Annotated in this window: 21 protein-coding genes; 10 read left to right on the top strand and 11 right to left on the bottom strand. The window is 52.2% G+C overall.

The genetic code is table 11. The features are described from left to right. The first annotated feature begins 3 nt into the window (after positions 1 to 3). Entirely contained in the window at positions 4 to 1,896 is a 1,893-nt protein-coding gene (gene parE, locus NNO03_RS12435; RefSeq protein WP_271449652.1) for a DNA topoisomerase IV subunit B, read from the top strand. A gap of 106 nt (positions 1,897 to 2,002) precedes the next feature. Here parE and NNO03_RS12430 read toward each other — a convergent pair whose 3' ends face one another. The 4 genes from NNO03_RS12430 to qseB all read right to left on the bottom strand — a co-directional run bounded on the left by NNO03_RS12430 (position 2,003) and on the right by qseB (position 5,044). Continuing rightward, a complete protein-coding gene (locus tag NNO03_RS12430) occupies positions 2,003 to 2,317 on the bottom strand; it encodes a putative quinol monooxygenase (protein WP_003024557.1) in 315 nt (104 codons plus the stop codon). A 30-nt stretch (positions 2,318 to 2,347) separates the two neighbouring features. Next, positions 2,348 to 2,929, bottom strand: a complete 582-nt coding sequence (locus tag NNO03_RS12425; protein ID WP_271442236.1) for an NAD(P)H-dependent oxidoreductase — start codon at positions 2,927 to 2,929, stop codon at positions 2,348 to 2,350. Positions 2,930 to 3,038: 109 nt separating this feature from the next. Then, positions 3,039 to 4,388 carry a quorum sensing histidine kinase QseC gene (qseC, locus tag NNO03_RS12420; protein WP_271442235.1) on the bottom strand — a complete coding sequence of 450 codons (1,350 nt, stop codon included), beginning with the start codon at positions 4,386 to 4,388 and terminating at the stop codon, positions 3,039 to 3,041. Beyond that, positions 4,385 to 5,044, bottom strand: coding sequence for a quorum sensing response regulator transcription factor QseB (qseB, locus tag NNO03_RS12415; RefSeq protein ID WP_137382562.1), 660 nt, complete (start codon positions 5,042 to 5,044; stop codon positions 4,385 to 4,387). Before qseB ends, qseC begins: the two co-directional genes overlap by 4 nt. Positions 5,045 to 5,196: 152 nt before the next feature. Here qseB and NNO03_RS12410 point away from each other — a divergent pair, with 152 nt between their 5' ends. From NNO03_RS12410 to NNO03_RS12385, 6 genes are all read left to right on the top strand, one after another. Further along, entirely contained in the window at positions 5,197 to 5,592 is a 396-nt protein-coding gene (locus tag NNO03_RS12410) for a YgiW/YdeI family stress tolerance OB fold protein (protein WP_271449651.1), read from the top strand. Between the two features lie 75 nt (positions 5,593 to 5,667). Then, complete coding sequence (locus NNO03_RS12405; protein ID WP_271449650.1) at positions 5,668 to 6,534, top strand: GyrI-like domain-containing protein; 867 nt, start codon at positions 5,668 to 5,670, stop codon at positions 6,532 to 6,534. 147 nt (positions 6,535 to 6,681) lie between these two features. Continuing rightward, the gene (parC, locus tag NNO03_RS12400; protein WP_271449649.1) at positions 6,682 to 8,940 is read left to right on the top strand and encodes a DNA topoisomerase IV subunit A; all 2,259 of its coding nucleotides are present in this window, start codon (positions 6,682 to 6,684) and stop codon (positions 8,938 to 8,940) included. Between the two features lie 196 nt (positions 8,941 to 9,136). Further along, complete coding sequence (gene plsC / locus NNO03_RS12395) at positions 9,137 to 9,874, top strand: 1-acylglycerol-3-phosphate O-acyltransferase (RefSeq protein WP_040233973.1); 738 nt, start codon at positions 9,137 to 9,139, stop codon at positions 9,872 to 9,874. 71 nt (positions 9,875 to 9,945) lie between these two features. Beyond that, positions 9,946 to 11,358, top strand: coding sequence for a cell division protein FtsP (gene ftsP, locus NNO03_RS12390; protein WP_005123112.1), 1,413 nt, complete (start codon positions 9,946 to 9,948; stop codon positions 11,356 to 11,358). Between the two features lie 189 nt (positions 11,359 to 11,547). Beyond that, positions 11,548 to 13,719 (top strand): YgiQ family radical SAM protein, encoded by a 2,172-nt coding sequence (locus NNO03_RS12385; RefSeq protein ID WP_202037744.1) that lies wholly within the window; start codon positions 11,548 to 11,550, stop codon positions 13,717 to 13,719. A 103-nt stretch (positions 13,720 to 13,822) separates the two neighbouring features. Here the strand turns inward: NNO03_RS12385 and NNO03_RS12380 are convergent, their stop codons facing one another. The 4 genes from NNO03_RS12380 to yqhD all read right to left on the bottom strand — a co-directional run bounded on the left by NNO03_RS12380 (position 13,823) and on the right by yqhD (position 18,182). Then, positions 13,823 to 14,278 (bottom strand): HIT family protein, encoded by a 456-nt coding sequence (locus tag NNO03_RS12380; protein WP_271449648.1) that lies wholly within the window; start codon positions 14,276 to 14,278, stop codon positions 13,823 to 13,825. Positions 14,279 to 14,322: 44 nt separating this feature from the next. Continuing rightward, positions 14,323 to 15,777, bottom strand: a complete 1,455-nt coding sequence (locus tag NNO03_RS12375; protein WP_137382568.1) for a DASS family sodium-coupled anion symporter — start codon at positions 15,775 to 15,777, stop codon at positions 14,323 to 14,325. Positions 15,778 to 15,965: 188 nt separating this feature from the next. Next, on the bottom strand, positions 15,966 to 16,793 hold the full coding sequence (dkgA, locus tag NNO03_RS12370) for a 2,5-didehydrogluconate reductase DkgA (protein ID WP_271449647.1): 828 nt from the start codon (positions 16,791 to 16,793) through the stop codon (positions 15,966 to 15,968). A gap of 225 nt (positions 16,794 to 17,018) precedes the next feature. Beyond that, positions 17,019 to 18,182 (bottom strand): alcohol dehydrogenase, encoded by a 1,164-nt coding sequence (gene yqhD / locus NNO03_RS12365; protein ID WP_271449646.1) that lies wholly within the window; start codon positions 18,180 to 18,182, stop codon positions 17,019 to 17,021. 193 nt (positions 18,183 to 18,375) lie between these two features. Between yqhD and NNO03_RS12360 the strand changes: the two genes are divergently transcribed. After that, positions 18,376 to 19,275 (top strand): AraC family transcriptional regulator, encoded by a 900-nt coding sequence (locus tag NNO03_RS12360; protein ID WP_271442227.1) that lies wholly within the window; start codon positions 18,376 to 18,378, stop codon positions 19,273 to 19,275. Between the two features lie 90 nt (positions 19,276 to 19,365). On the opposite strand, the gene yghB is transcribed toward NNO03_RS12360, so the two are convergent. Together yghB and metC are read right to left on the bottom strand one after the other, a co-directional pair. Beyond that, positions 19,366 to 20,025 carry a DedA family general envelope maintenance protein YghB gene (gene yghB, locus NNO03_RS12355; RefSeq protein ID WP_137382572.1) on the bottom strand — a complete coding sequence of 220 codons (660 nt, stop codon included), beginning with the start codon at positions 20,023 to 20,025 and terminating at the stop codon, positions 19,366 to 19,368. A gap of 131 nt (positions 20,026 to 20,156) precedes the next feature. After that, on the bottom strand, positions 20,157 to 21,344 hold the full coding sequence (gene metC / locus NNO03_RS12350) for a cystathionine beta-lyase (protein ID WP_271449645.1): 1,188 nt from the start codon (positions 21,342 to 21,344) through the stop codon (positions 20,157 to 20,159). A 251-nt stretch (positions 21,345 to 21,595) separates the two neighbouring features. Between metC and exbB the strand changes: the two genes are divergently transcribed. Both exbB and exbD read left to right on the top strand, forming a co-directional pair. Continuing rightward, positions 21,596 to 22,330 (top strand): tol-pal system-associated acyl-CoA thioesterase, encoded by a 735-nt coding sequence (exbB, locus tag NNO03_RS12345; protein ID WP_271442225.1) that lies wholly within the window; start codon positions 21,596 to 21,598, stop codon positions 22,328 to 22,330. 6 nt (positions 22,331 to 22,336) lie between these two features. After that, entirely contained in the window at positions 22,337 to 22,762 is a 426-nt protein-coding gene (gene exbD, locus NNO03_RS12340; protein WP_271449644.1) for a TonB system transport protein ExbD, read from the top strand. 75 nt (positions 22,763 to 22,837) lie between these two features. Here exbD and NNO03_RS12335 read toward each other — a convergent pair whose 3' ends face one another. Then, positions 22,838 to 23,245 (bottom strand): hypothetical protein, encoded by a 408-nt coding sequence (locus tag NNO03_RS12335; protein WP_005123132.1) that lies wholly within the window; start codon positions 23,243 to 23,245, stop codon positions 22,838 to 22,840. Position 23,246 lies beyond the last annotated feature (1 nt).

Raw genomic sequence — 23,246 nt, 5'->3', positions numbered from 1 at the left:
ACCATGACGCAAACTTATAACGCTGATGCCATTGAGGTACTCACTGGGCTTGAGCCGGTACGCCGTCGCCCTGGGATGTACACTGACACGACCCGTCCTAATCACCTTGGACAGGAAGTGATTGATAACAGTGTGGATGAAGCACTGGCTGGCCACGCGAAACGCGTGGATGTGATCTTACATGCCGATCAATCGCTGGAAGTCATTGACGACGGACGCGGCATGCCGGTGGATATTCACCCAGAAGAAGGCGTTCCCGCGGTCGAGCTGATCCTCTGTCGCCTGCATGCAGGCGGTAAGTTTTCCAATAAGAACTACCAGTTTTCAGGCGGTTTACACGGGGTGGGTATCTCCGTGGTCAACGCACTCTCAAAACGTGTAGAAGTGAACGTGCGTCGCGATGGTCAGGTGTACAACATCGCGTTTGAAAACGGTGACAAAGTGCAGGATCTGCAGGTGGTCGGTACTTGCGGTAAACGCAATACCGGTACCAGCGTGCACTTTTGGCCGGATGAAACCTTCTTTGACAGCCCACGTTTCTCTATTTCTCGCTTAACGCACGTACTGAAAGCGAAAGCGGTACTGTGCCCGGGCGTCGAAATCACCTTTAAAGATGAAGTTAACAATAGCGAGCAGCGCTGGTGCTATCAGGACGGTCTGAATGACTACCTGAGCGAAGCCGTCAACGGCCTGCCAACGCTGCCGGAAAAACCGTTTATCGGTAACTTCAGTGGTGAGACTGAGACTGTAGACTGGGCATTGCTGTGGCTGCCGGAAGGCGGTGAGTTGCTGACTGAAAGTTATGTCAACCTGATCCCTACTATGCAGGGCGGTACGCATGTTAACGGCCTGCGTCAGGGACTGCTGGACGCGATGCGCGAATTCTGCGAGTACCGTAATATTCTGCCGCGCGGCGTGAAGCTGTCAGCAGAAGATATCTGGGATCGTTGCGCCTATGTGCTGTCGGTAAAAATGCAGGATCCACAGTTTGCCGGACAGACCAAAGAGCGTCTTTCTTCACGTCAGTGTGCGGCATTCGTTTCTGGCGTAGTGAAAGATGCCTTCAGCCTGTGGCTGAACCAGAACGTGCAGTCAGCCGAGCAACTGGCGGAAATGGCGATTTCCAGCGCGCAGCGTCGTTTGCGTGCGGCGAAAAAAGTAGTACGCAAAAAGCTGACCAGCGGTCCGGCGCTACCGGGGAAACTGGCGGACTGTACCGCACAGGATCTCAACCGCACCGAACTGTTCCTCGTTGAAGGTGACTCGGCGGGCGGGTCGGCCAAGCAGGCGCGCGATCGTGAATTCCAGGCGATCATGCCGCTGAAAGGTAAGATCCTCAATACCTGGGAAGTCTCTTCTGATGAAGTGTTGGCCTCGCAGGAAGTTCACGATATTTCGGTAGCGATCGGTATCGATCCAGACAGCGATGATCTGAGCCAACTGCGCTATGGCAAGATCTGTATTCTGGCGGATGCGGACTCCGATGGTCTGCACATCGCGACGCTGTTGTGTGCGCTGTTTGTGAAACACTTCCGTACGCTGGTGAAACACGGTCACGTCTATGTGGCGCTGCCTCCGTTGTACCGTATCGATCTCGGTAAAGAGGTGTATTACGCACTGACAGAAGAAGAAAAAGCGGGCGTGCTGGAGCAGTTAAAGCGCAAGAAAGGGAAACCGAACGTACAACGCTTTAAAGGTCTGGGTGAAATGAACCCGATGCAACTACGTGAAACGACGCTGGACCCTAATACGCGTCGTCTGGTACAGCTCATCATTGATGATGAGGACGATCAGCGTACGAATGCGGTGATGGATATGCTGCTGGCCAAGAAACGTTCAGAGGATCGTCGCAACTGGCTGCAGGAGAAAGGTGACCTGGCGGATCTCGAAGGCTAAGGAATATGAGTATGTAGGCCGGATAAGGCGGCTAATACCGCCATCCGGCAAGGTCATTCTGCCCGATGGCGCTGCGCTTATCTGGCCCGGCGGCCAATACGATAACTTAAATGCCCGATTCCAGAATACGAATATTCATGTCCAGCACGTCACCTTTAACGGCTTCGCTGTAGGCTTTCATATGCGGGGTCTGCAAATGCGCTTCAAGATGCGCGATGCTTTCCCACTGTTCAACCATCACGATTGAGTCTGGTGCTGTGGTCTGAAAACTCACACCCGCAGCATGATCCACCATCGGCGCATAGCCGTGGCAGCCTTCTTCCTTCAGTACGGTCGGAACGATTTTAGCAAACTGATCCAGTACCGCCTGGCGGTGATGTTGACCTGGACGTGTACGGATTTCTGCAATAACAGTAAGCATGATTAACTCCTTCTAATTCCAGGTACCTAGTTAACCAAAAATCTCGGTCAGATGCTTGCGATATTCTGCGATATAACGCGGAACATCTGGCATTTTAATCACGTCATTGGTGATAAACGTCGGCAGTGCTTCCATTCCCAGGAACTGATTTGCTTTATGGAACGGCAGATACACACCATCAACGCCAACACCATGGAAGAATTGGTCTTTTTCAGTGAAGGCTTCCATTGGCGCGTTCCAGGTCAGGGACAGCATGTATTTTTTGCCCTGAATCAGCCCGCCGGAACCGTATTTTTTAGAGGCATCTGAACGCGTACGACCATCGCTGGCATACAGCGTACCGTGACCTTCGGTAAACACATCATCGATGTATTTTTTCACCGTCCACGGTGCACCCATCCACCAGCCCGGCATTTGCCAGATAACCACATCAGCCCAGACGAAGTTCTGCACTTCAGTTTTAATGTCGTAATCGCCATCTGCACGCACGATTTTAACATCATGCCCGAGGTCGCGCAGGAGGCCATCCGCGACCTCGGTCAGGGTGTCGTTTAACTGACCGTTGGAGTGAGCGAATTTTTTCGCACCATTGATAATCAGAATGTTGCTCATTTTGTGTCCTCAAGGAAATACGTTTGAGGACGATTTTACCCCCACGGGCGGTGCGGTGAAATTAGCAAAATGTGCAAAGTCTTTTGCATTATTAGCAATAATGAGGTCTTTACCAGCTGATTTTTGCCTCAAAACCGCCTTCCGGAGCATTACCAAAGGAGGCAGACATCCCGTGTAAGGTCGCGATACGACGAACGATCGACAGGCCCAGACCACTGCCGGTAACGCTTTGTCCCGGTGGACGATAAAAGCGTTCACCAATGTGTGTCAGGACTTCCGGTGCAACGCCCGGGCCGTTATCTTTGACGCTAAAATTGCGGGCGTTGAGCGTCACTTCCACAATGCTGCCCTGCGGACTGTAGCGAATCGCATTATCCAGCAGATTCCGCACCATCAGGCTAAGTAACAAGGGTTGTCCCATACGCTTGATATCGTGGGCGTTAATCTGCAAACGCACATCAATATGCGCCTGTCGGGCCGAATGGTAGATATCCATCACCGAAGATTGCAGCAACTCCTCCAGCGAGATTTCCGCTACATCCTGAAGGTTGTCGAGGGAGTCAAGGCGCGAAAGCGTCAGTAACTGATCGACCAGACGTGTAGCGCGATCGATCCCGGCCTGCATCTGCATTAAGGCTTTTTGCCTTGCCTGAGGATCATCGTCAGACAGTTGCGCCACTTCGGTTTGCACTTTCAGCGCCGTCAGCGGACTACGCAGCTCGTGAGCAGCATCTGAAGTAAAGCGCCGTTCACGCACCATGGTGGTATGAATACGAGTGAAAAGTTGATTGAGTGATTCAACCAACGGGCGGACCTCGCCAGGAATGCCTTTCAAACTGAGCGGTTCTTCTGATTCCGGGTCGCGTAAACGTAGCGCCTTCGCCAGTTTTTTCAGTGGTTTAAGTTCAAGACTTAACAACACAATCAGGATTAACAGCATCAGCGGCAAAGCGACCAACCACGGCACTAATTGTGCTGTCACAATCGCTAAAGCCATATCTTCACGATATTCCCATTCCTGGCCGACAACGATTCGATACTTTTTATCTGCGGAAGTCAGCCAGACAAAACGCCATTTATCGTTGTCGCCATTCAGATAGCCATCGTCAAAACCTTCCCGGCGATAGCTATAGGGAATGTACTGACCATTGTCGCCATCGTGAAGAACCATTTTCCCTTCTGGCGTGTAGGCCGCAAAGGTTAGAACATCGTCGTCAATATGACCATGTTTGAATTTTTTCGGGGTATGCGCTATGCGTTCAGAGGCTTTTAGTTCATCGAGATCCAGCGTGATAAGGCGTTTGGCGAACAGCATCTGTTGCGTGTCGAACATCTCATTCACGTTATCGGTCGTTTGCTTCCAGGCGACAAAGCTGGAAATCAGCCAGGTCACTAAAACCAAAATCATGAATATAAGCGTTAGCCTGACGCGCAGGCTGAGGCGTTGTGTGAGTTTCATGCGTCACCCAGGGTGTAGCCAATGCCATGTACAGTGCGGATAAAGTCGCTGCCGAGCTTACGGCGTAAGTGGTGGACGTGCACTTCAACAGCGTTGCTGGAGACGTTTTCATCCCAGTTATACAGTTTTTCTTCGATCAGTTTGCGGGGCAGCACGCGGCCTTTATTACGCATCAGTAGTTCCAGTAGGGCGAACTCTTTGGGTTTGAGTGACAAAGGTTCACCTGCGACTGTCGCGACCAGCGCGCCGGGATCAAGTGAGACCTGACCATGGCTCAGAATATTGCTGGCCTGACCGCTGGCGCGGCGTACCAATGCTTCCAGTCTGGCGGCAACCTCGATGAGTGCAAAGGGTTTGCACAGATAGTCATCCGCGCCCAGGCGCAGGCCTTCAACGCGTTCTGTCAGCGCATCCCGAGCCGTCAGAATCAGCACAGGCTCTTGCTTACCTTTTGCCCGCCATTCGCGCAGGATATCGCGCCCGTCGATGCCTGGTAGCGTCAGGTCAAGGATCACCGCATCATAAGGGGCGCTGTACAGCGCTTCTTTTCCCTGACGACCTTCGGTAAACCAGTCAATGCTGAAACCCATTTTACTCAGACCTGTTTTAAGGCCATCGCCAATCAACGTGTCATCTTCGATCAGTAAAATACGCATATGTTCTTCCCTGCGGTAACGCTCTTTGCCGACAGTAAACCTTGTGACAACGGTCTCTGTACAGCAAAAAAAGTATCTTTTTTTGCCTTAAGAACTTGTTAAGGATTAACTTATTAAATAGTCGTAAACCAACATGAAAGGGAGACATGAAGATGAAAAAATTAGCTGCAATGGTTGCCGTGATGGCATTGTGTTCCGCACCTGTTCTGGCAGCGCAGCAGGGCGGCTTCTCTGGGCCAACGACGACTACGCAAAGCCAAAGCGGCGGGTTTGTCGGCCCGAACGGCAGCATCACGACAGTAGCAAGTGCTAAATCGCTGCGCGATGATGCGTGGGTTACCTTGCGTGGGAACATCGTTGAGCGTATTTCCGACGATCTGTATGTGTTTAAAGATGCGACCGGCACGGTGAATGTGGATATTGACCATAAGCGCTGGAACGGCGTAACCGTCACGCCGCAGGATGTGGTTGAGATCCAGGGCGAAGTGGATAAAGACTGGAACTCCGTTGAAATCGACGTGAAACAAATCCGCAAAGTAAATCCGTAATCCTACGAAGAGTGCGCAAGATCGGTCAGGATTCAATGCGGCCAGGTGGACAGAATAAGCCACAAGGAGGCAGTGATGAATGACCGATTCAGCGCGGCTTATGCCAGACGATTGCGGTGTGTTTGTGAACACATTGAGCGTCATCTGGACGAGCCCCTTACACTTGAGGCGTTAAGCCGAATGGCGCACAGTTCGCCATTTCATTTTCACCGGCAGTTTACTGCCTGGAGTGGCCAACCGCTTTATCGCTATATCCAGTGGCTTCGTCTGCGCCGTGCTTCATGGCGGCTGGCGTTTAACCCGCAGGATAAAGTCATTGATATTGCGCTGGATGCCGGGTTTCAGAATCCGGAGTCGTTCACACGTGCTTTCAAAACTGCGTTTGGTAAAAGCCCTCGCCAGTTCCGGCAAACCCCGGACTGGCTGGACTGGCACCAGCGTATTCCTAAGCAGGTATTTCAGGAGCAGCACGTAATGGACGTAAAAATTGTCGATGTCCCTCGTATTCAGGTGGCGATGTTAACGCATCGGGGCCATCCGGATTTGGTTAACGCCAGTGCCGCAAAGTTTATCGAATGGCGACGCACGACGGGCTTGTCACCGGTTGCTGGCAGCCAGACATTTGGAATTGCCTGGCATGACCCACAGAGCACGCCGCCGGCAGAGTTTCGTTTTGATATTTGCGGGAGCGTCAGCCAGGCGGTCCCCGAAAATGCGTTTGGCGTCGTGAACAGTGAAATTCCCGCCGGACGCTGTGCAGTAGTGCGCCACCAGGGGGCATTGGACACGCTTTCTGACAGCGTGTGGTTTCTTTTCCGGGAATGGCTACCGGGTAGCGGTGAAACACCGCGTGATTTCCCGGTCTATTTCCAGTATCTCAATTTCGTGCATGAGGTTGCCGAACACGAGTTACTCACGGATATTTATTTGCCGTTGGTATAGCGTTGTTCACCATCAATGCCTGGCGATGCATTGTTATTTCTGCGTCGCCAAATCCACTGAACTTTGTGACTCAACACGCCAGATAGGGTAGTATCTGCGGCAATATTGCCCTTCAATAGACGGGTATAAGTTGAGGAACCACGATTAATGAGCGATATGGCAGAGCGCCTTGCGCTGCATGAATTCACGGAAAACGCCTATCTGAACTACTCCATGTACGTCATCATGGACAGGGCGTTGCCGTTTATTGGTGATGGTCTGAAACCTGTTCAGCGTCGCATCGTTTACGCGATGTCCGAACTGGGGCTGAACGCCAGCGCCAAGTTTAAAAAATCAGCCCGTACTGTCGGTGACGTGCTGGGTAAATACCATCCACACGGCGACAGCGCCTGCTATGAAGCGATGGTGCTGATGGCCCAGCCGTTCTCTTACCGTTATCCGCTGGTTGACGGGCAGGGGAACTGGGGGGCACCGGACGATCCGAAATCCTTCGCCGCGATGCGTTACACGGAATCCCGTCTGTCGAAATATGCGGAAGTCCTGCTGGGTGAACTTGGTCAGGGAACGTCGGATTGGGTGCCAAACTTCGACGGCACCATGCAGGAACCGAAAATGCTGCCTGCGCGTCTGCCGAATATTCTGCTGAACGGCACGACCGGAATTGCTGTGGGTATGGCGACGGATATTCCACCGCATAACCTGCGTGAAGTGGCCAAAGCGGCAATTACGCTGATTGAACAGCCGAAAACGACGTTGGATCAGTTGCTGGATATCGTACAGGGACCGGATTACCCGACCGAAGCAGAGATCATTACTTCGCGTGCGGAGATTCGTAAAATATACGAAAACGGACGCGGTTCCGTACGCATGCGTGCGGTATGGACGAAAGAAGATGGCGCGGTGGTGATTTCCGCGCTGCCGCACCAGGTTTCCGGCGCAAAGGTGCTGGAGCAGATTGCGGCTCAAATGCGCAATAAAAAGCTGCCAATGGTCGACGACCTGCGCGATGAATCGGATCACGAAAACCCGACTCGTCTGGTGATTGTCCCGCGGTCGAATCGCGTGGATATGGAACAGGTGATGAACCATCTGTTTGCCACTACCGATCTGGAAAAAAGCTATCGCATTAACCTGAACATGATTGGCCTCGACGGTCGTCCGGCAGTTAAAAACCTACTGGAGATCCTCACCGAGTGGCTGACGTTCCGTCGCGATACTGTGCGCCGCCGCCTGAACTATCGCCTGGAGAAAGTACTCAAGCGCCTGCACATTCTTGAAGGTTTACTGATAGCGTTCCTCAACATTGACGAAGTCATTGAAATTATTCGTCATGAAGATGAACCTAAACCCGAGCTGATGTCACGGTTTGGTATTTCAGAAACTCAGGCGGAAGCCATTCTTGAGCTGAAATTACGTCACCTTGCCAAACTGGAAGAGATGAAAATCCGCGGTGAGCAGGATGAACTGGCTAAAGAGCGCGATCAACTGCAGGGCATTCTGGCCTCTGAACGCAAAATGAGTAACCTGCTGAAGAAAGAACTACAGGCTGATGCGGATGCCTATGGTGACGATCGCCGTTCTCCATTGCAGGAGCGCGAAGAAGCGAAGGCGATGAGCGAGCACGACATGTTGCCGTCTGAGCCGGTGACCATTGTGCTGTCTCAGAGTGGCTGGGTGCGAAGTGCGAAAGGCCACGATATAGACGCTCCGGGCTTAAGCTATAAAGCAGGCGACAGCTTTAAGTCGGCAGTGAAAGGGAAGAGCAACCAGCCAGTGGTGTTCGTTGACTCGACCGGACGCAGCTACGCTATCGACCCGATTACGCTGCCGTCGGCACGGGGTCAGGGGGAGCCGTTGACCGGTAAGCTCACGCTACCACCGGGTGCGACGGTTGAACATATGCTGATGGAAGGCGACGATCAGAAACTGCTTATGGCATCTGATGCCGGTTATGGTTTTGTCTGCACCTTCAATGACCTCGTTGCGCGTAACCGTGCGGGCAAGGCATTGATTACGCTGCCTGAAAACGCGCATGTTATGCCGCCGGTGGTGATTGAAGATGAAACCGATATGCTGCTGGCGATAACGACGGCCGGTCGCATGTTGATGTTCCCGGTGAGCGATTTGCCGCAACTGTCGAAAGGCAAAGGGAACAAGATAATCAATATTCCTTCTGCAGAAGCGGCGAAAGGCGAAGATGGTCTGGCACAACTCTACGTGCTGCCGCCGCAAAGCACGCTGACTATCCACGTCGGGAAACGCAAAATTAAACTGCGCCCTGAAGAGCTACAGAAGGTAACCGGCGAGCGTGGTCGTCGCGGTACGCTCATGCGCGGTCTGCAACGCATCGACCGTGTTGAGATTGACTCGCCTCGACGCGCCAGTCACGGCGACAGCGAAGAATAACGCCAGCGTCTGGCTCTCCCTGTTTTCGCACAGGGAGAGCTTGTTTTAAAAATTCCCGTGAAACCGTTGTTTATTCGTGCGTTGCGATTAACAATACGCTTTTCCAGAGAGCCGCTCTTAACAATGCCCTAACCTGATGTAGTGTTCGGAATCAGGTGACGTAGAATGCCAGGCTCTTAGGCCTTTAGAGGTTGTTATGCTATATATTTTTCGTTTAATTATTACTGTTATTTACTGCATTTTGGTCTGTATTTTCGGTTGCATATACTGTCTGTTCAGCCCAAGAAATCCAAAACACGTTGCGACGTTCGGCCATATGTTTGGTCGCCTGGCTCCCCTGTATGGCCTGAAGGTCGAGTGCCGCATGCCGCCTGACGCGAAGAACTATGGTAATGCTATCTATATTTGTAACCACCAGAATAACTATGACATGGTTACCGCAGCGAATATCGTTCAGCCACCGACGGTTACAGTAGGTAAAAAAAGCCTGTTGTGGATCCCTTTCTTCGGACAGCTGTACTGGCTCACCGGTAATCTGTTGATCGACAGAAATAACCGCGCCAAAGCGCACAGCACCATTGCGGCAGTTGTGAATCACTTTAAAAAGCGTCGTATCTCTATCTGGATGTTCCCTGAAGGAACGCGTAGCCGTGGCCGTGGTCTGTTACCGTTTAAAACAGGGGCGTTCCATGCGGCAATTGCTGCGGGTGTCCCGGTTATCCCTGTTTGCGTTTCAACGACTTCTAATAAGATCAAATTGAACCGGCTGAATAATGGGCTGGCGATTGTAGAGATGCTGCCGCCAGTGGATATCAGTCATTTTGGTAAAGATCAGGTTCGTGAACTGGCAGCGCATTGCCGTACGCTGATGGAACAAAAAATCGCAGAACTCGATAAAGAAGTTGCTGAGCGGGAAGCTGCCGGTAAGGTTTAATTCGCTCATTTCGGGTTTGTTACAGGAAATGATTTCCTGCGTGTTAATCGCCAGTTTTTCATGGAGCTTATATGTCATTCAGTCGGCGTCAGTTCATTCAGGCATCGGGGATCGCACTGTGTGCAGGTGCTGTTCCGCTGAAGGCTAATGCTGCCGGTCAGCAACAACCGCTACCTGTTCCCCCCCTGCTGGAGTCCCGTCGGGGACAGCCGCTATTTATGACGCTGCAACGTGCGCACTGGTCGTTTACGCCTGGCACGCGCGCACCCGTCTGGGGTGTTAACGGGCGCTACCTGGGGCCGACAATCCGCGTCTGGAAAGGCGATGACGTCAAGCTTATCTACAGCAACCGTCTGACAGAAAATGTCTCAATGACCGTTGCCGGATTACAGGTGCCAGGTCCTCTTATGGGGGGGCCGGCGCGTATGATGTCGCCTAATGCGGACTGGGCACCCGTGCTGCCGATCCGCCAGAGCGCTGCGACCTTGTGGTATCACGCCAATACGCCAAATCGCACAGCCCAGCAGGTCTATAACGGCCTTGCCGGGATGTGGCTGGTTGAAGATGAAGTGAGTAAATCACTGCCAATCCCTAACCACTATGGCGTGGATGATTTTCCAGTCATTATTCAGGATAAACGCCTGGATAACTTCGGTACGCCAGAATATAGCGAGCCGGGCAGCGGTGGTTTTGTGGGGGATACTCTTCTGGTCAACGGGGCGCAAAGTCCGTATGTCGAAGTGTCCCGTGGCTGGGTGCGTTTGCGTTTGCTGAATGCTTCAAACTCGCGTCGTTATCTGCTGAAAATGAGCGATGGTCGTGCGCTGCATGTTATCTCAGGCGATCAGGGTTTTTTACCCGCGCCGGTTTCGGTGAAGCAGCTATCGCTGGCGCCAGGTGAGCGTCGTGAGATTCTGGTCGATATGACCAACGGTGATGAAGTTTCGATTACCTGCGGCGAGGCGGCCAGTATTGTTGACAGGATCCGTGGTTTCTTTGAACCTTCCAGTATCCTGATCTCCACGCTGGTACTGACTCTGCGACCAACCGGCCTTCTGCCGCTGGTAACGGATAGCCTGCCAATGCGTCTGTTACCCACCGAAATTTTAAGCGGCTCGCCGATTCGCAGCCGTGATATTAGCCTTGATGACGATCCCGGAATCAATGGCCAACTATGGGATGTCAATCGCATGGATATCACGGCGCAGCAGGGCTCCTGGGAGCGCTGGACGGTGCGCGCGGATATGCCGCAGTCGTTCCATATTGAAGGCGTCTCTTTCCTGATCCGTAATGTGAATGGTGCGATGCCGTTCCCGGAAGACCGTGGCTGGAAAGATACCGTCTGGGTTGATGGACAAGTGGAGTTGCTGGTCTATTATGGACAGCCTTCCTGGGCGCATTTCCCGTTCTACTTCAACAGCCAGACGCTGGAAATGGCAGACCGTGGTTCTATTGGACAGATGCTGGTGAATCCGGCTCCGTAACGGATATTCCTGTGCCGGGTGGCGGTTTCGCCTAACCCGGCCTGGGCCGTGCGAAAGCACAGGCACGGTCAGCGTAGCACCAGCAGAGATGAAATTTAACATCCTTACAATACTCCTTCATTTCCCCTGTTGATCCAGCGTATAATCCCCGGCCTTTGATTATTTTTTTACCATTTTTTTGGAAGCATTATGAGCGCAATATCCCTGATCCAACCGGACAGAGACCTTTTCTCCTGGCCGCAGTACTGGGCCGCCTGCTTTGGGCCGGCACCATTTTTGCCGATGTCACGCGACGAAATGGATCAACTTGGCTGGGATAGCTGCGACATCATTCTGGTTACCGGCGATGCATACGTCGATCACCCGAGCTTCGGCATGGCTATTTGCGGCCGTATGCTGGAAGCACAGGGCTTTCGCGTGGGGATCATCGCCCAACCGGAATGGAACAGCAAAGATGACTTTATGCGTCTGGGCAAACCGAACCTGTTCTTCGGCGTAACTGCCGGCAACATGGACTCGATGATCAACCGTTATACCGCCGATCGCCGACTGCGCCATGACGATGCCTATACGCCGGACAACGTGGCGGGTAAACGCCCGGACCGCGCGACGCTGGTTTATACCCAGCGCTGTAAAGAAGCCTGGAAAGATGTGCCGGTTATTCTCGGCGGTATTGAAGCCAGCCTGCGCCGTACTGCACATTACGATTACTGGTCAGATACCGTGCGTCGTTCCGTGCTGGTGGATTCAAAAGCGGACATGCTGATGTTTGGCAACGGCGAACGCCCATTGGTGGAAGTCGCACACCGTCTGGCGATGGGCGAAACCATTGATCAGATCCGCGACGTGCGTAATACCGCGATTATGGTTAAAGAAGCGCTGCCGGGCTGGAGCGGGGTGGATTCCACACGTCTGGATATGCCAGGAAAAATTGACCCCATCCCCCATCCGTATGGCGAAGATTTGCCGTGTGCTGACAACAAACCGGTGGCACCGAAAAAACAAGAAGCGAAAGCGGTAACCGTACAGCCGCCGCGTCCGAAGCCGTGGGAAAAAACCTATGTACTGTTGCCGTCTTTCGAGAAAGTGAAAAGCGACAAAGTACTGTACGCCCATGCGTCGCGCATTCTGCACCACGAAACGAACCCAGGATGCGCGCGTGCACTGATGCAAAAGCATGGCGATCGCTATATTTGGGTTAACCCGCCAGCGATCCCGTTGTCGACCGAAGAAATGGACAGCGTCTTTGCACTGCCGTACAAGCGTGTACCGCATCCGGCATACGGTAGCAGCCGTATTCCCGCCTATGAGATGATCCGTTTCTCGATCAATATCATGCGTGGCTGTTTTGGTGGTTGCTCGTTCTGTTCGATCACCGAGCACGAAGGGCGCATTATCCAGAGCCGTTCTGAAGATTCGATCATCAATGAGATCGAAGCCATTCGCGATACCGTTCCGGGCTTTACCGGCGTGATTTCCGATCTCGGCGGCCCAACGGCAAACATGTATATGCTGCGCTGTAAGTCTCCGCGTGCAGAACAGACCTGTCGTCGTCTGTCCTGTGTTTATCCGGATATCTGCCCGCATATGGATACTAACCACGAACCGACGATTAATCTTTACCGCCGCGCGCGTGATCTGAAAGGCATTAAAAAGATCCTTATCGCATCCGGGGTGCGTTATGACATCGCCGTTGAGGACCCGCGCTATATTAAAGAGCTGGCAACTCACCATGTGGGTGGCTACCTGAAGATTGCGCCGGAGCATACCGAAGAAGGCCCATTGTCGAAGATGATGAAGCCGGGGATGGGCAGCTACGACCGCTTTAAAGAGTTGTTCGATACCTATTCTAAACAGGCCGGTAAAGAACAGTACCTGATCCCCTATTTTATCTCTGCGCACCCGGGTACGCGTGATGAGGATATGGTGAATCTGGCTCTGTGGCTGAAACAGCGTCGTTTCCGTTTGGATCAAGTGCAGAACTTCTACCCATCACCGCTGGCAAACTCTACAACCATGTATTACACCGGGAAAAACCCGTTGGGCAAAATTGGTTATAAGAGTGAAGATGTGGTGGTGCCAAGAGGTGATAAGCAGCGTCGTCTGCATAAAGCCCTGCTGCGTTACCATGATCCTGCTAACTGGCCGTTAATCCGTCAGGCGCTGGAAGATATGGGGAAAAAGCATCTGATTGGTGGTCGTCGCGAATGTCTGGTTCCGGCCCCGACGCTGGAAGAGATGCGTGAAGCACGTCGTCAGAACCGCCATACCCGTCCGGCGCTGACTAAGCATACGCCGGTCGCGCACCAGCGTCAGACACCTGCGGCGAATAAAAAACGCGGTAAGGTTGCAGGACGTTAAACGGTCTTAACTGGTGGTGAAGTGTGGACCAGGCCTACGAACTGCACAGTTTTGTAGGCCGGATAAGGTGCTTGCACCGCCATCCGGCAGACGTGCTCCGTATTTATGCTTCGCGAATTCTGGCCGCTAATGCGGCCAGTTTTTCATCGTCAGCCCGTTCGTGGTCATGTGACGACAGATACCCTTCATATCGCTCGAAAAATTTAGTCTGCCGGGACTCAATCGGTTTCCAGTGCGTCAAATCACCTGTGCCATGCATAGGACTGAGCTTACTGTGCACATGATCCACGCCAAACCCTTCGAAAAACATCCCTGTACGGCTGACGTCCGGGAAAGCGTTATCCAGTTTTTTCGCCACCTTTTGGGTCGCCAGCATCAGGTCTGCCAGCGCCTGCGGCGGCATATCAAATGCATAGCTGGGGTAGTGCTTTTTCGGGATCACCACGGTAAACCCCTCGGTGTTCGGGAAAATCGACAGAAAGGCCAGGTGATGCTCGTCTTCCCAGACTTTATGGCAGGGCGCTTTACCTTCAACAATTTGACAGAAAATACAGGTCATTCCTTTTCTCCGTAGATAAGACGTTTCGTCAGGACGCAGTGAGTTTAGTACAGACCCAGCATCTTCCACCACATCAGCCCTACGGTGATAAAGACGGCTTGATTAAACAGGCTGATGATGAATCCTGTGCGCCACCAGACGCCCGTTGGAACGTACCCGGCACCAAACAGAATCGGGCCGCGAGCGTGGGTGTACTGAGTGAGGGAACAGTACAGGCTGCTGGTGAAGGCCAGCATCAACGCCGTAGGGGCTGCTGGAATATTCAAATGCAGGCCGACGCCAAGGAAAACGGCGTACAGCGCCGCAATCTGCGCATTACCGCTGGCAAAAAAGTAGTGAGTATAAAAGTACGCGGCGTTCAGCAGCAGCAGGACAACCACCCAACTGGTTCCATGCATGGTACTGCTCAGGCTATCGCCAATCAGGTTGCCAAACCAGGTGGTAAAGCCCAGTTTTTTCAACTGATTTGCCATCATCAATAGTGCGGCAAACCAGATCAGCGTATCCCATGCACCTTTCTCGCTTTTGACATCTTCCCAGCTCAGAACGCCGCTGAGCAGCAAGATGGATAAGCCAACAAATGAGGCGGTGGTGGCGTCGACGCCCAGCGTATCACCAAAAATCCACAGCACCAGCAGGACGCCGACAGTAGCCAGCATCAGCCATTCACCGCGTGACATACGGCCCATTTCCGCCAGCTCTTTACGCGCCAGATTAGGGGCATCCGGCGTGTGTTTAATTTCCGGACGCACAATCCAGTAGACCAGTAATGGAACCAGCAGTAAGGAAACCAGGCAAGGCAGCAGCGCCGCCATAAACCAACTGCCCCAGGTGAGCGTGACCCCCGCGTTGGCTGCCAGTTTCACCGCCAACAGGTTGCCGGTATAGCCGGTCATAAAGAGCGCGGCGGTGACGTCGTTGACGTTGCCAATACAGGTGATAAGAAAGGTGCCGATCTTACTGCGGGATTCATCTTCCGGGTTCGAATGGAAACTGCGCGCCAGAGAGTCGGCAATCGGATAGATGACGCCGCCGCAGCGTGCCGTATTGCTTGGCATTGCTGGGGAAAGTATCAGGTCCGCAAACGCCAGTCCGTAGGCGAGTCCCAGGGTACGTTTTCCGAGCAGGCGGATCATCTGCAGTGCAATACGTCGACCGAGGCCGGTTTTGATAAATCCGCGGGCAATCATAAAGGCGACGACAATCAGCCAGATTAGCGAACTGTTCAGTTCGCTCAGTGCGGTGGTAATAGCACCACTGGCGGTTTTATCCCCGGCAGCATAAGCGAGGGCAAAAACGGTAATACCGATAATGCCGACTGCGCCAATAGGCAGAACTTTTGCCACGATAGAAGCAATGGTAGCAACGAAGATAATGGCTGAATGCCAGGCTGGCGCACTTAACCCACTGGGTGGGGTAAGCTGCCAGAGCCCGGCAGAAATAAATAGTATAAGAATCAATGGGAACCATTTGACGCCTTGCTGTGTTTTTCCCGCCATGGTCACGCACCTATAGATATTTGTGATGTATTCATGAGATCAATATTATTACTGAATAATTAGTAAGTTATATTGCGTAATGCTGCACGTGGATGTGCCATAAATACATCTATAGTTGTGCGTTTATTGTTTCTTAATATTTCGGCAAGGGAAAAGCCCGACGGGAATGCCGGGCTGGAGAGGAGAGATTAACCGCCGAACTGATCCGGGTCAGGGCCCAGTCGTTTACCCTGATCGAGTTTTGCAATTTCACCGACTTCATCTTTATCCAGGCGGAAGTCCCAGACGTTGAAGTTCTCGGCAATGCGGGCAGGGGTGACGGATTTCGGGATGACAACCAGACCGCTATCCAGATGCCAGCGAATGACGACCTGCGCCGGTGATTTGCCATATTTTTCAGCGAGGTCGCGAATGATCTTTTGATCGAATACTTCTTTACCGCCTTGCGCCAGTGGGCTCCAGGACTCAGTCTGGATCTTATGTGTTGCGTTCCAGGCGTGAAGCTGGCGTTGCTGCATAAGCGGGTGAAGTTCTATCTGGTTAATCACCGGAGGTACGCCGGTTTCATCCATCAGGCGCTGGAGATGATTGATCTGAAAGTTGCACACACCGATGCTCTTGATCAGCCCCTCTTTTTGCAGGTCGATCATGTTTTCCCACGCTTCAACGTAGTGATCGATTGCCGGGACAGGCCAGTGCATCAGGTAGAGATCGAGGTAATCGAGCTGGAGTTTCTCCATGCTTTCGAGCAATGCTTCCCGCGGGCGCTTCTGGTCATCATTCCACAACTTGGTGGTAATGAATAACTCTTCGCGTGGCACGCCCGCATTGCGTAATGCTTTGCCGACACCTTCTTCGTTTTTGTACGCCGCAGCGGTATCAATTGAGCGATACCCTACTTCCAGCGCTTTATGAATAGCGGTGATGACTTCTTCGTTGCTTGCCTTCCAGACCCCCAGGCCCAGTTGCGGCATGACGTTACCATCCTGTAGCTTGATAATGGTTGGACCGGTCATAATTCCCCCCCACACTTAATCCTTCAGGCTGCCTCTTTGTTGGCTGCTTGCGTTTACCCCGGTCACGTACTTATGTACGCTCCCGGGGATTCACTCAATTGCCGCCTCGATGCATCATGAATGATTGGGTGTAAATTGAGTACACCGGAGCAAGCCCCGGTGAGGTTTATGTGACTTAAGCCTGGTATAAATAGCCAAAAACGAAAGCCGGAGGTTAAAAAAACCTTAGCGGGCAGCTTCGTAAATCCGGCGGCTGACGTCCAGCGTAATGTCCTGATGTTCACCCAGTTTCGTGCCGCCATGCGCTTCCAGTTTTTCCAGCAGTGCCGGGATGGAGCTGCCATCCAGACCGTAGTCAGACAGGCGAGTCGGTACACCCATTTGTTCGAAGAACTGACGGGTGGCGGCAATCGCGGCATCAATGCGCTGGTCTTCGGAGCCTTCGGTGATATTCCAGATGCGCTCTGCGTATTGCAGCAGTTTGGCACGCTTGGTATCGCGTTTTTCATTCCACAATGCAGGCAGGACGATTGCCAGCGTCTGAGCGTGGTCAAGCCCGTGCATTGCCGTCAGTTCGTGACCCAGCATATGGGTTGCCCAGTCCTGCGGTACGCCTGCGCCGATCAGACCGTTCAGTGCCTGAGTGGCTGCCCACATGACGTTAGCACGCACATTGTAGTTTTCCGGCTCCTGCAACGCTTTCGGACCGTCTTCTATCAGCGTCAGCAGAATGCCTTCGGCGAAGCGATCCTGAATTTTCCCGTCTACCGGATAAGTCACGTATTGTTCTACGGTATGAACAAAAGCATCTACCACGCCGTTGGCAACCTGACGCGGTGGCAGGGTATAGGTGTAAACCGGATCGAGTACAGCAAATACCGGCTGGACAAACGGGGTCATGAAGGCCAGTTTGTCGCCAGTCGTTTTACGCGAAATTACCGCGCCAGAGTTAGATTCTGAGCCGGTTGCTGGCAGGGTCAGTACCGAGCCCATTGGGACGGCGCTTTGTACGTCGTTACCGCGAGTTTCCAGAATGCGCCACGGGTCAACGCCGTCTGCATAATGTGCCGCTGCGGCGATGAATTTTGTGCCATCCAGTACAGAACCACCGCCTACCGCCAGCAGGAATGTCACCTTCTCATCACGCACGATTTTTACCGCGTTCATCAGCGTTTCATAGGATGGGTTCGGCTCAATACCGCCAAACTCGAGCACATCCAGACCTTTCAGTGCGTCCTGAACTTGTGCCAGAACGCCTGTTTTTTTCACGCTACCACCGCCGTAGGTAATCAGTACGCGAGCATCCTGCGGGATTTGGTCGCGCAGTTCTGCAATCGCGCCTTTACCAAACAGAATGCGGGTTGGGGTATGGAGATTAAAGTTGTTCATTGCTCGTTACCTTGTGTGGGTAAAAAAGAGGGTAGGCGAGTGTCTGCCTGATGGTGAACATTGTGGTCGTCAGACGCGTTCCTCTCAATGCTCATTTCTGCCGATGTCTTGCCCATTTCTACAGACTACTGGAGAAAAGAGATAAAAGTGCGCACTATATCAAGGTTGCAAATCAATGATGAAATGGTGCCCTATGAACCGTGATGAGATCTGTCTCCTGCTGACAGATAAAATTAAGCAGCTGAAAAACAATGAAAATAAATTGAATGATCTGCTGCCTGATATTCGCTTATTGTATGGTTCTGAACCAGGGATGCGCACACCAGTGATGTATCAGCCTGGCATCATATTTCTCTTTTCAGGACATAAAATTGGTTATATCAACGAGCGTGTCTTTCGCTATGACGCCAACGAATATTTACTGCTAACAGTACCTTTACCCTTTGAATGTGAAACTTATGCGACACCGGACGTTCCGTTGGCTGGTATCCGCCTGAACGTCGATATCCTGCAATTGCAGGAATTGCTGATGGATATTGGGGAGGATGAGCTGTTCCAGCCCGCAATGGCGGCAAGCGGGATCAATTCGGCGACGCTATCCGATGAAATTCTCTGTGCAGCGGAACGCCTGCTGGATGTGATGGAGCGGCCACTGGATGCACGTATTCTGGGAAAACAGATTATTCGTGAGATCCTCTACCATGTGCTGACCGGGCCACGCGGAGGAGCCTTACTGGCGCTGGTCAGTCGCCAGACACATTTCAGTTTGATAAGCCGTGTGCTGAAGCGAATTGAAACCAAGTACACCGAAAATCTCAATGTTGAGCAATTGGCGGCAGAGGCCAATATGAGCGTGTCGGCGTTCCATCATAATTTTAAATCGGTGACCAGTACTTCACCGTTGCAGTATCTGAAGAGCTATCGATTGCATAAAGCGCGGATGATGATGATTCATGATGGGATGAAAGCCAGTGCGGCGGCAATGCGCGTGGGTTATGAGAGTGCATCGCAGTTTAGTCGGGAGTTCAAACGTTACTTTGGCGTCACGCCAGGGGAAGATGCAGCCAGAATTAGGATGATGCAGGGGAGTTGATCTCTTGTCGAACAGACGGGTTCTCCGTAGGCCTTAACGCTGTGCGCTATAAGGCGAAATGCCGGGGTTTACCCGGCCTACGGACGCAGCTCAGGCGCTACAGTATTTTTTTTTAATCACCACGAACAGCGTTCCCAGCAAACCTGCGGTTAGCAGGGCGATTGGCAGGATCATTAAAAATGTCATTACCTGATCTTCGTGGCGTTTAACAAACGGGATCATGCTGAGCGCATAGCCGAAACTGGTGACCACAGTGACCCACAGCAGGCCGCTCAGCCAATTAAAAAACTGGAAGCGACGGTTAGGCAGCCCTGAAATCCCCGCCATGGTCGGCAGCAAGGTGCGTACAAACGCCAGGAAACGTCCGGCGAGTAGTGCCATCAACCCGTGCTGGTCAAACATACAGGTAGCACGCTGATGATATTTTTCAGGTAATTGTGCCAGCCAGCCTTTCACTGTTCGTGTATTGCCCAGCCAGCGCCCCTGAATGTAGCTCAGCCAGCAACCGAGGCTGGCAGCGGCAGTCAGAATCGCTATGGTAGGTAAAAAACTCATCACGTCCTGAGCGATCAGCGCTCCTGCCAGTAATAGCAGGCTGTCACCGGGCAAAAAGGAAGCGGGCAGTAGGCCATTTTCTAAAAACAACGTGGCGAACATCACAAAGTACACCACGCTCACGACGTGTGGATCCGCCAGCGCGGCAAAATCGTGTTGCCAGAGCGCGGAGATAATATCTTGAATGACTACCATGGACTTTCCTGTGGAACAGCGTTTATAAGTGGATTGTACTCCTGAATTGTCCGGGATGCCTTGATCCCGGACGCAACAATTGCAGACTTTTCCACCAGAAGTGTCTGCATATATGTCCATCTGCGGCAATGTTACTCGATTCGGGTAAATCCTGCGGCTAAATCGGCAATCAGATCGTCAACATTTTCTAAACCGATGTGTAAACGGATGAGCGTTCCGCTGAAATCCACTTTGCCTTCCGGACGGATTGCCGCGATATGTTCCGGTTGGTTAGCCAGAATCAGTGATTCAAAACCGCCCCAGGAATAGGCCATGCTGAACAGGCTGAAGTGATCCAGATACGCAGACAGCTCTTCATTATTTAGCTTCTTATTCAGAACAAATGAGAACAGGCCGCTGCTACCGGTAAAGTCGCGTTTCCAGAACTCGTGTCCCTTGCTGCCGGGAAGTGCCGGGTGATTCACACGGGCAACCTGCGGATGGCCAGCCAGCCACTCGGCGACTTTTAAACTGCTTTCATGGTGTTGGCGCAGGCGAACGCTTAACGTCCGCAATCCGCGACTGGTCATATAGGCAGTATCGGCATCCAGCATTTGTCCCATCAGATAGGCGTTTTCACGCAGTTGATCCCAGCAACGGGCATTGGATACCGCTGTCCCAACCATGCCGTCAGAATGACCAATCAGATATTTCGTCCCTGCCTGAATTGAGATATCGATACCGAAATCCAGCGCGTTGAACAACACGCCCGCAGCCCAGGTGTTATCAATCATGATTACAGCCTCAGGCACTACGCTTCTGACTGCGGCAACAATAGCCGGAACATCATGAACTTCCATGGTGACAGAACCTGGAGACTCAAGAAAAACGACTTTAGTGTTCGGCTGTATATGCTTCACAATATCCGCACCGACCAGCGGATCGAACCAGCCGGTTGTCACGCCAAGCTTGCCCAGTACCTTAGTGCAGAAATCCTGGCTGGGTTCATAGGCGGTGTTTGTCATCAGCACATGATCGCCTTGTTCAACAAAGGCAAGGATGGTGTTGGCAACGGCTGCTGCCCCGCAAGGGAACAGGGCGCAGCCCGCGCCGCCTTCCAGTTCACACATCGCTTCCTGCAGTGAGAAATGCGTCAGCGTGCCGCGACGTCCATAGAAAAGGGCACCGTTTGCGCGGTTATGCGTCGCCTGTTTTTTCGCCTCAACGGTGTCGAATACCAGTGAAGACGCGCGCTGGATCACGCTATTTACCGAACCCAGCGTGTATTTTTTACTACGCCCGGCGTGAACGAGTTTGGTCTCAAGCTGCTTATCTGCCATGTTGTATTACCTATTTTTATACGTCTGGATGTCTAAACTAGCATGAATCTCATCTGCCGCGTCCTGCAGAATAGCCATAAAGTACAAAATATTCTCAAATCGATTTCTGGTGACTTTTTTACTGCGTGAGCGCAAGGAAAAGAAACCAAAGGTGCGGCACTATGTAAATAGTAATGAGAACGACTATCAATTCGACGTCGTTTTGATATGATTACGCTCAGATTTTGTGATTTGCGTCCTGGAGATACAGAGTGGGTAATAATTTGATGCAGACGGACCTTTCCGTCTGGGGTATGTATCAGCACGCCGATATCGTGGTTAAGTGCGTGATGATTGGGCTGATTTTGGCGTCAGTGGTCACCTGGGCTATCTTCTTTAGTAAGAGCCTTGAGTTCTTTACGCAGAAGCGCCGTCTTAAGCGTGAACAGCAAATGCTGGCAGATGCCCGCTCTTTAGAAATGGCAAGTGAGATTGCCGCTGGATTCGATGCCAAAAGCCTGGGTTCTCTGCTGATTAATGAAGCGCAGAATGAACTGGAACTGTCAGAAGGCAGTGATGACAACGAAGGGATCAAAGAGCGTACCGGTTTCCGTCTGGAACGTCGCGTTGCCGCAGTTGGCCGTCAGATGGGGCGGGGTAATGGATACCTGGCAACCATCGGGGCTATCTCTCCATTTGTCGGGTTGTTCGGTACAGTATGGGGTATCATGAATAGCTTCATCGGTATCGCACAAACCCAAACCACCAACCTGGCTGTTGTTGCTCCAGGTATTGCAGAAGCACTGTTAGCGACCGCGATCGGTCTGGTTGCGGCAATCCCTGCGGTTGTTATCTACAACATTTTTGCTCGTCAGATTGGCAGCTATAAAGCGATGCTGGGCGATGTCGCGGCGCAGGTGCTGTTGCTGCAAAGCCGTGACCTGGACCTGAGTGCAAGCGCGTCTGCACACCCGGTACGTGCTGCGCAGAAATTACGTGTAGGGTAATGTTCCATGGCAATGAGCTTTAATGAAAACCTGGACGATAACGGTGAAATGCATGACATCAACGTGACGCCGTTTATCGACGTCATGTTGGTATTGTTGATCATCTTTATGGTGGCAGCGCCACTGGCAACCGTAGATGTGAAGGTGAATCTCCCTGCATCCACCAGTACGCCGCAACCGCGTCCGGAAAAACCGGTTTACCTGTCAGTAAAAGCCGATAACACTATGTTTATTGGTAACGATCAGGTAACCGATGAGACGATGATTAACGAGCTAAATACGCTAACTGAAGGCAAGAAAGACACCACTATCTTCTTCCGGGCAGATAAAACCGTTGACTACGAAACCATGATGAAGGTTATGGATACGTTGCATCAGGCGGGCTACCTGAAGATTGGTTTGGTCGGTGAAGAGACCGTCAAAGCCAAATAATCGTTGTTGCCGGGTACAGGTTTGACCTTACCCGGCAAGCTTCTCCTGATATCATTCCCCTGTAAGTCTTTTGCCTTATCTGTTCTCGTCCAACGCAACCGTAGTGATTTTTGTGGGCTCGTAGTTCCCTTCGGATAGCTTACGGGTCAGGCGTAGTGTGGCTGTTTCACGTGCAAGCAGATGCTGGTATGTGCTTTCCAGACGGGCCATGATTTTGTCCCGCAATTCTGGCTGCTGAGCGATGATGGCCTCGATAGTGGCACCGTAAATCTCTTCTTTGGCTTGCAGTGCGTAGATTTCATGACGATTTTGCCATTTCATCCGCACCAGCGCGGCGGGTATAGAAACCATCTCTTGAGCAAGGCTTTCCAGCGTCGCGTTTTTATTGGCTATCAACACAGACAGATTTTGTTTTAAGACAAACTCATCACTTTTGTGGTTATCTAAAGCCAAATAAACATTATTATCTTCAACATCTTTCATT

The sequence above is a fragment of the Citrobacter sp. Igbk 16 genome, assembly GCF_028069755.1.
Classification (GTDB): Bacteria; Pseudomonadota; Gammaproteobacteria; order Enterobacterales; family Enterobacteriaceae; genus Citrobacter.
This window is presented reverse-complemented; position numbering and strand designations above follow the sequence as displayed.

Bases quoted from the DNA above. Each gene is read 5' to 3' on its own strand.
- parE (WP_271449652.1), top strand. From the start codon at position 4: ATGACGCAAACTTATAACGCTGATGCCATTGAGGTACTCACTGGGCTT.
- NNO03_RS12430 (WP_003024557.1), bottom strand. From the start codon at position 2,317: ATGCTTACTGTTATTGCAGAAATCCGTACACGTCCAGGTCAACATCAC.
- NNO03_RS12425 (WP_271442236.1), bottom strand. From the start codon at position 2,929: ATGAGCAACATTCTGATTATCAATGGTGCGAAAAAATTCGCTCACTCC.
- qseC (WP_271442235.1), bottom strand. From the start codon at position 4,388: ATGAAACTCACACAACGCCTCAGCCTGCGCGTCAGGCTAACGCTTATA.
- qseB (WP_137382562.1), bottom strand. From the start codon at position 5,044: ATGCGTATTTTACTGATCGAAGATGACACGTTGATTGGCGATGGCCTT.
- NNO03_RS12410 (WP_271449651.1), top strand. From the start codon at position 5,197: ATGAAAAAATTAGCTGCAATGGTTGCCGTGATGGCATTGTGTTCCGCA.
- NNO03_RS12405 (WP_271449650.1), top strand. From the start codon at position 5,668: ATGAATGACCGATTCAGCGCGGCTTATGCCAGACGATTGCGGTGTGTT.
- parC (WP_271449649.1), top strand. From the start codon at position 6,682: ATGAGCGATATGGCAGAGCGCCTTGCGCTGCATGAATTCACGGAAAAC.
- plsC (WP_040233973.1), top strand. From the start codon at position 9,137: ATGCTATATATTTTTCGTTTAATTATTACTGTTATTTACTGCATTTTG.
- ftsP (WP_005123112.1), top strand. From the start codon at position 9,946: ATGTCATTCAGTCGGCGTCAGTTCATTCAGGCATCGGGGATCGCACTG.
- NNO03_RS12385 (WP_202037744.1), top strand. From the start codon at position 11,548: ATGAGCGCAATATCCCTGATCCAACCGGACAGAGACCTTTTCTCCTGG.
- NNO03_RS12380 (WP_271449648.1), bottom strand. From the start codon at position 14,278: ATGACCTGTATTTTCTGTCAAATTGTTGAAGGTAAAGCGCCCTGCCAT.
- NNO03_RS12375 (WP_137382568.1), bottom strand. From the start codon at position 15,777: ATGGCGGGAAAAACACAGCAAGGCGTCAAATGGTTCCCATTGATTCTT.
- dkgA (WP_271449647.1), bottom strand. From the start codon at position 16,793: ATGACCGGTCCAACCATTATCAAGCTACAGGATGGTAACGTCATGCCG.
- yqhD (WP_271449646.1), bottom strand. From the start codon at position 18,182: ATGAACAACTTTAATCTCCATACCCCAACCCGCATTCTGTTTGGTAAA.
- NNO03_RS12360 (WP_271442227.1), top strand. From the start codon at position 18,376: ATGAACCGTGATGAGATCTGTCTCCTGCTGACAGATAAAATTAAGCAG.
- yghB (WP_137382572.1), bottom strand. From the start codon at position 20,025: ATGGTAGTCATTCAAGATATTATCTCCGCGCTCTGGCAACACGATTTT.
- metC (WP_271449645.1), bottom strand. From the start codon at position 21,344: ATGGCAGATAAGCAGCTTGAGACCAAACTCGTTCACGCCGGGCGTAGT.
- exbD (WP_271449644.1), top strand. From the start codon at position 22,337: ATGGCAATGAGCTTTAATGAAAACCTGGACGATAACGGTGAAATGCAT.
- NNO03_RS12335 (WP_005123132.1), bottom strand. From the start codon at position 23,245: ATGAAAGATGTTGAAGATAATAATGTTTATTTGGCTTTAGATAACCAC.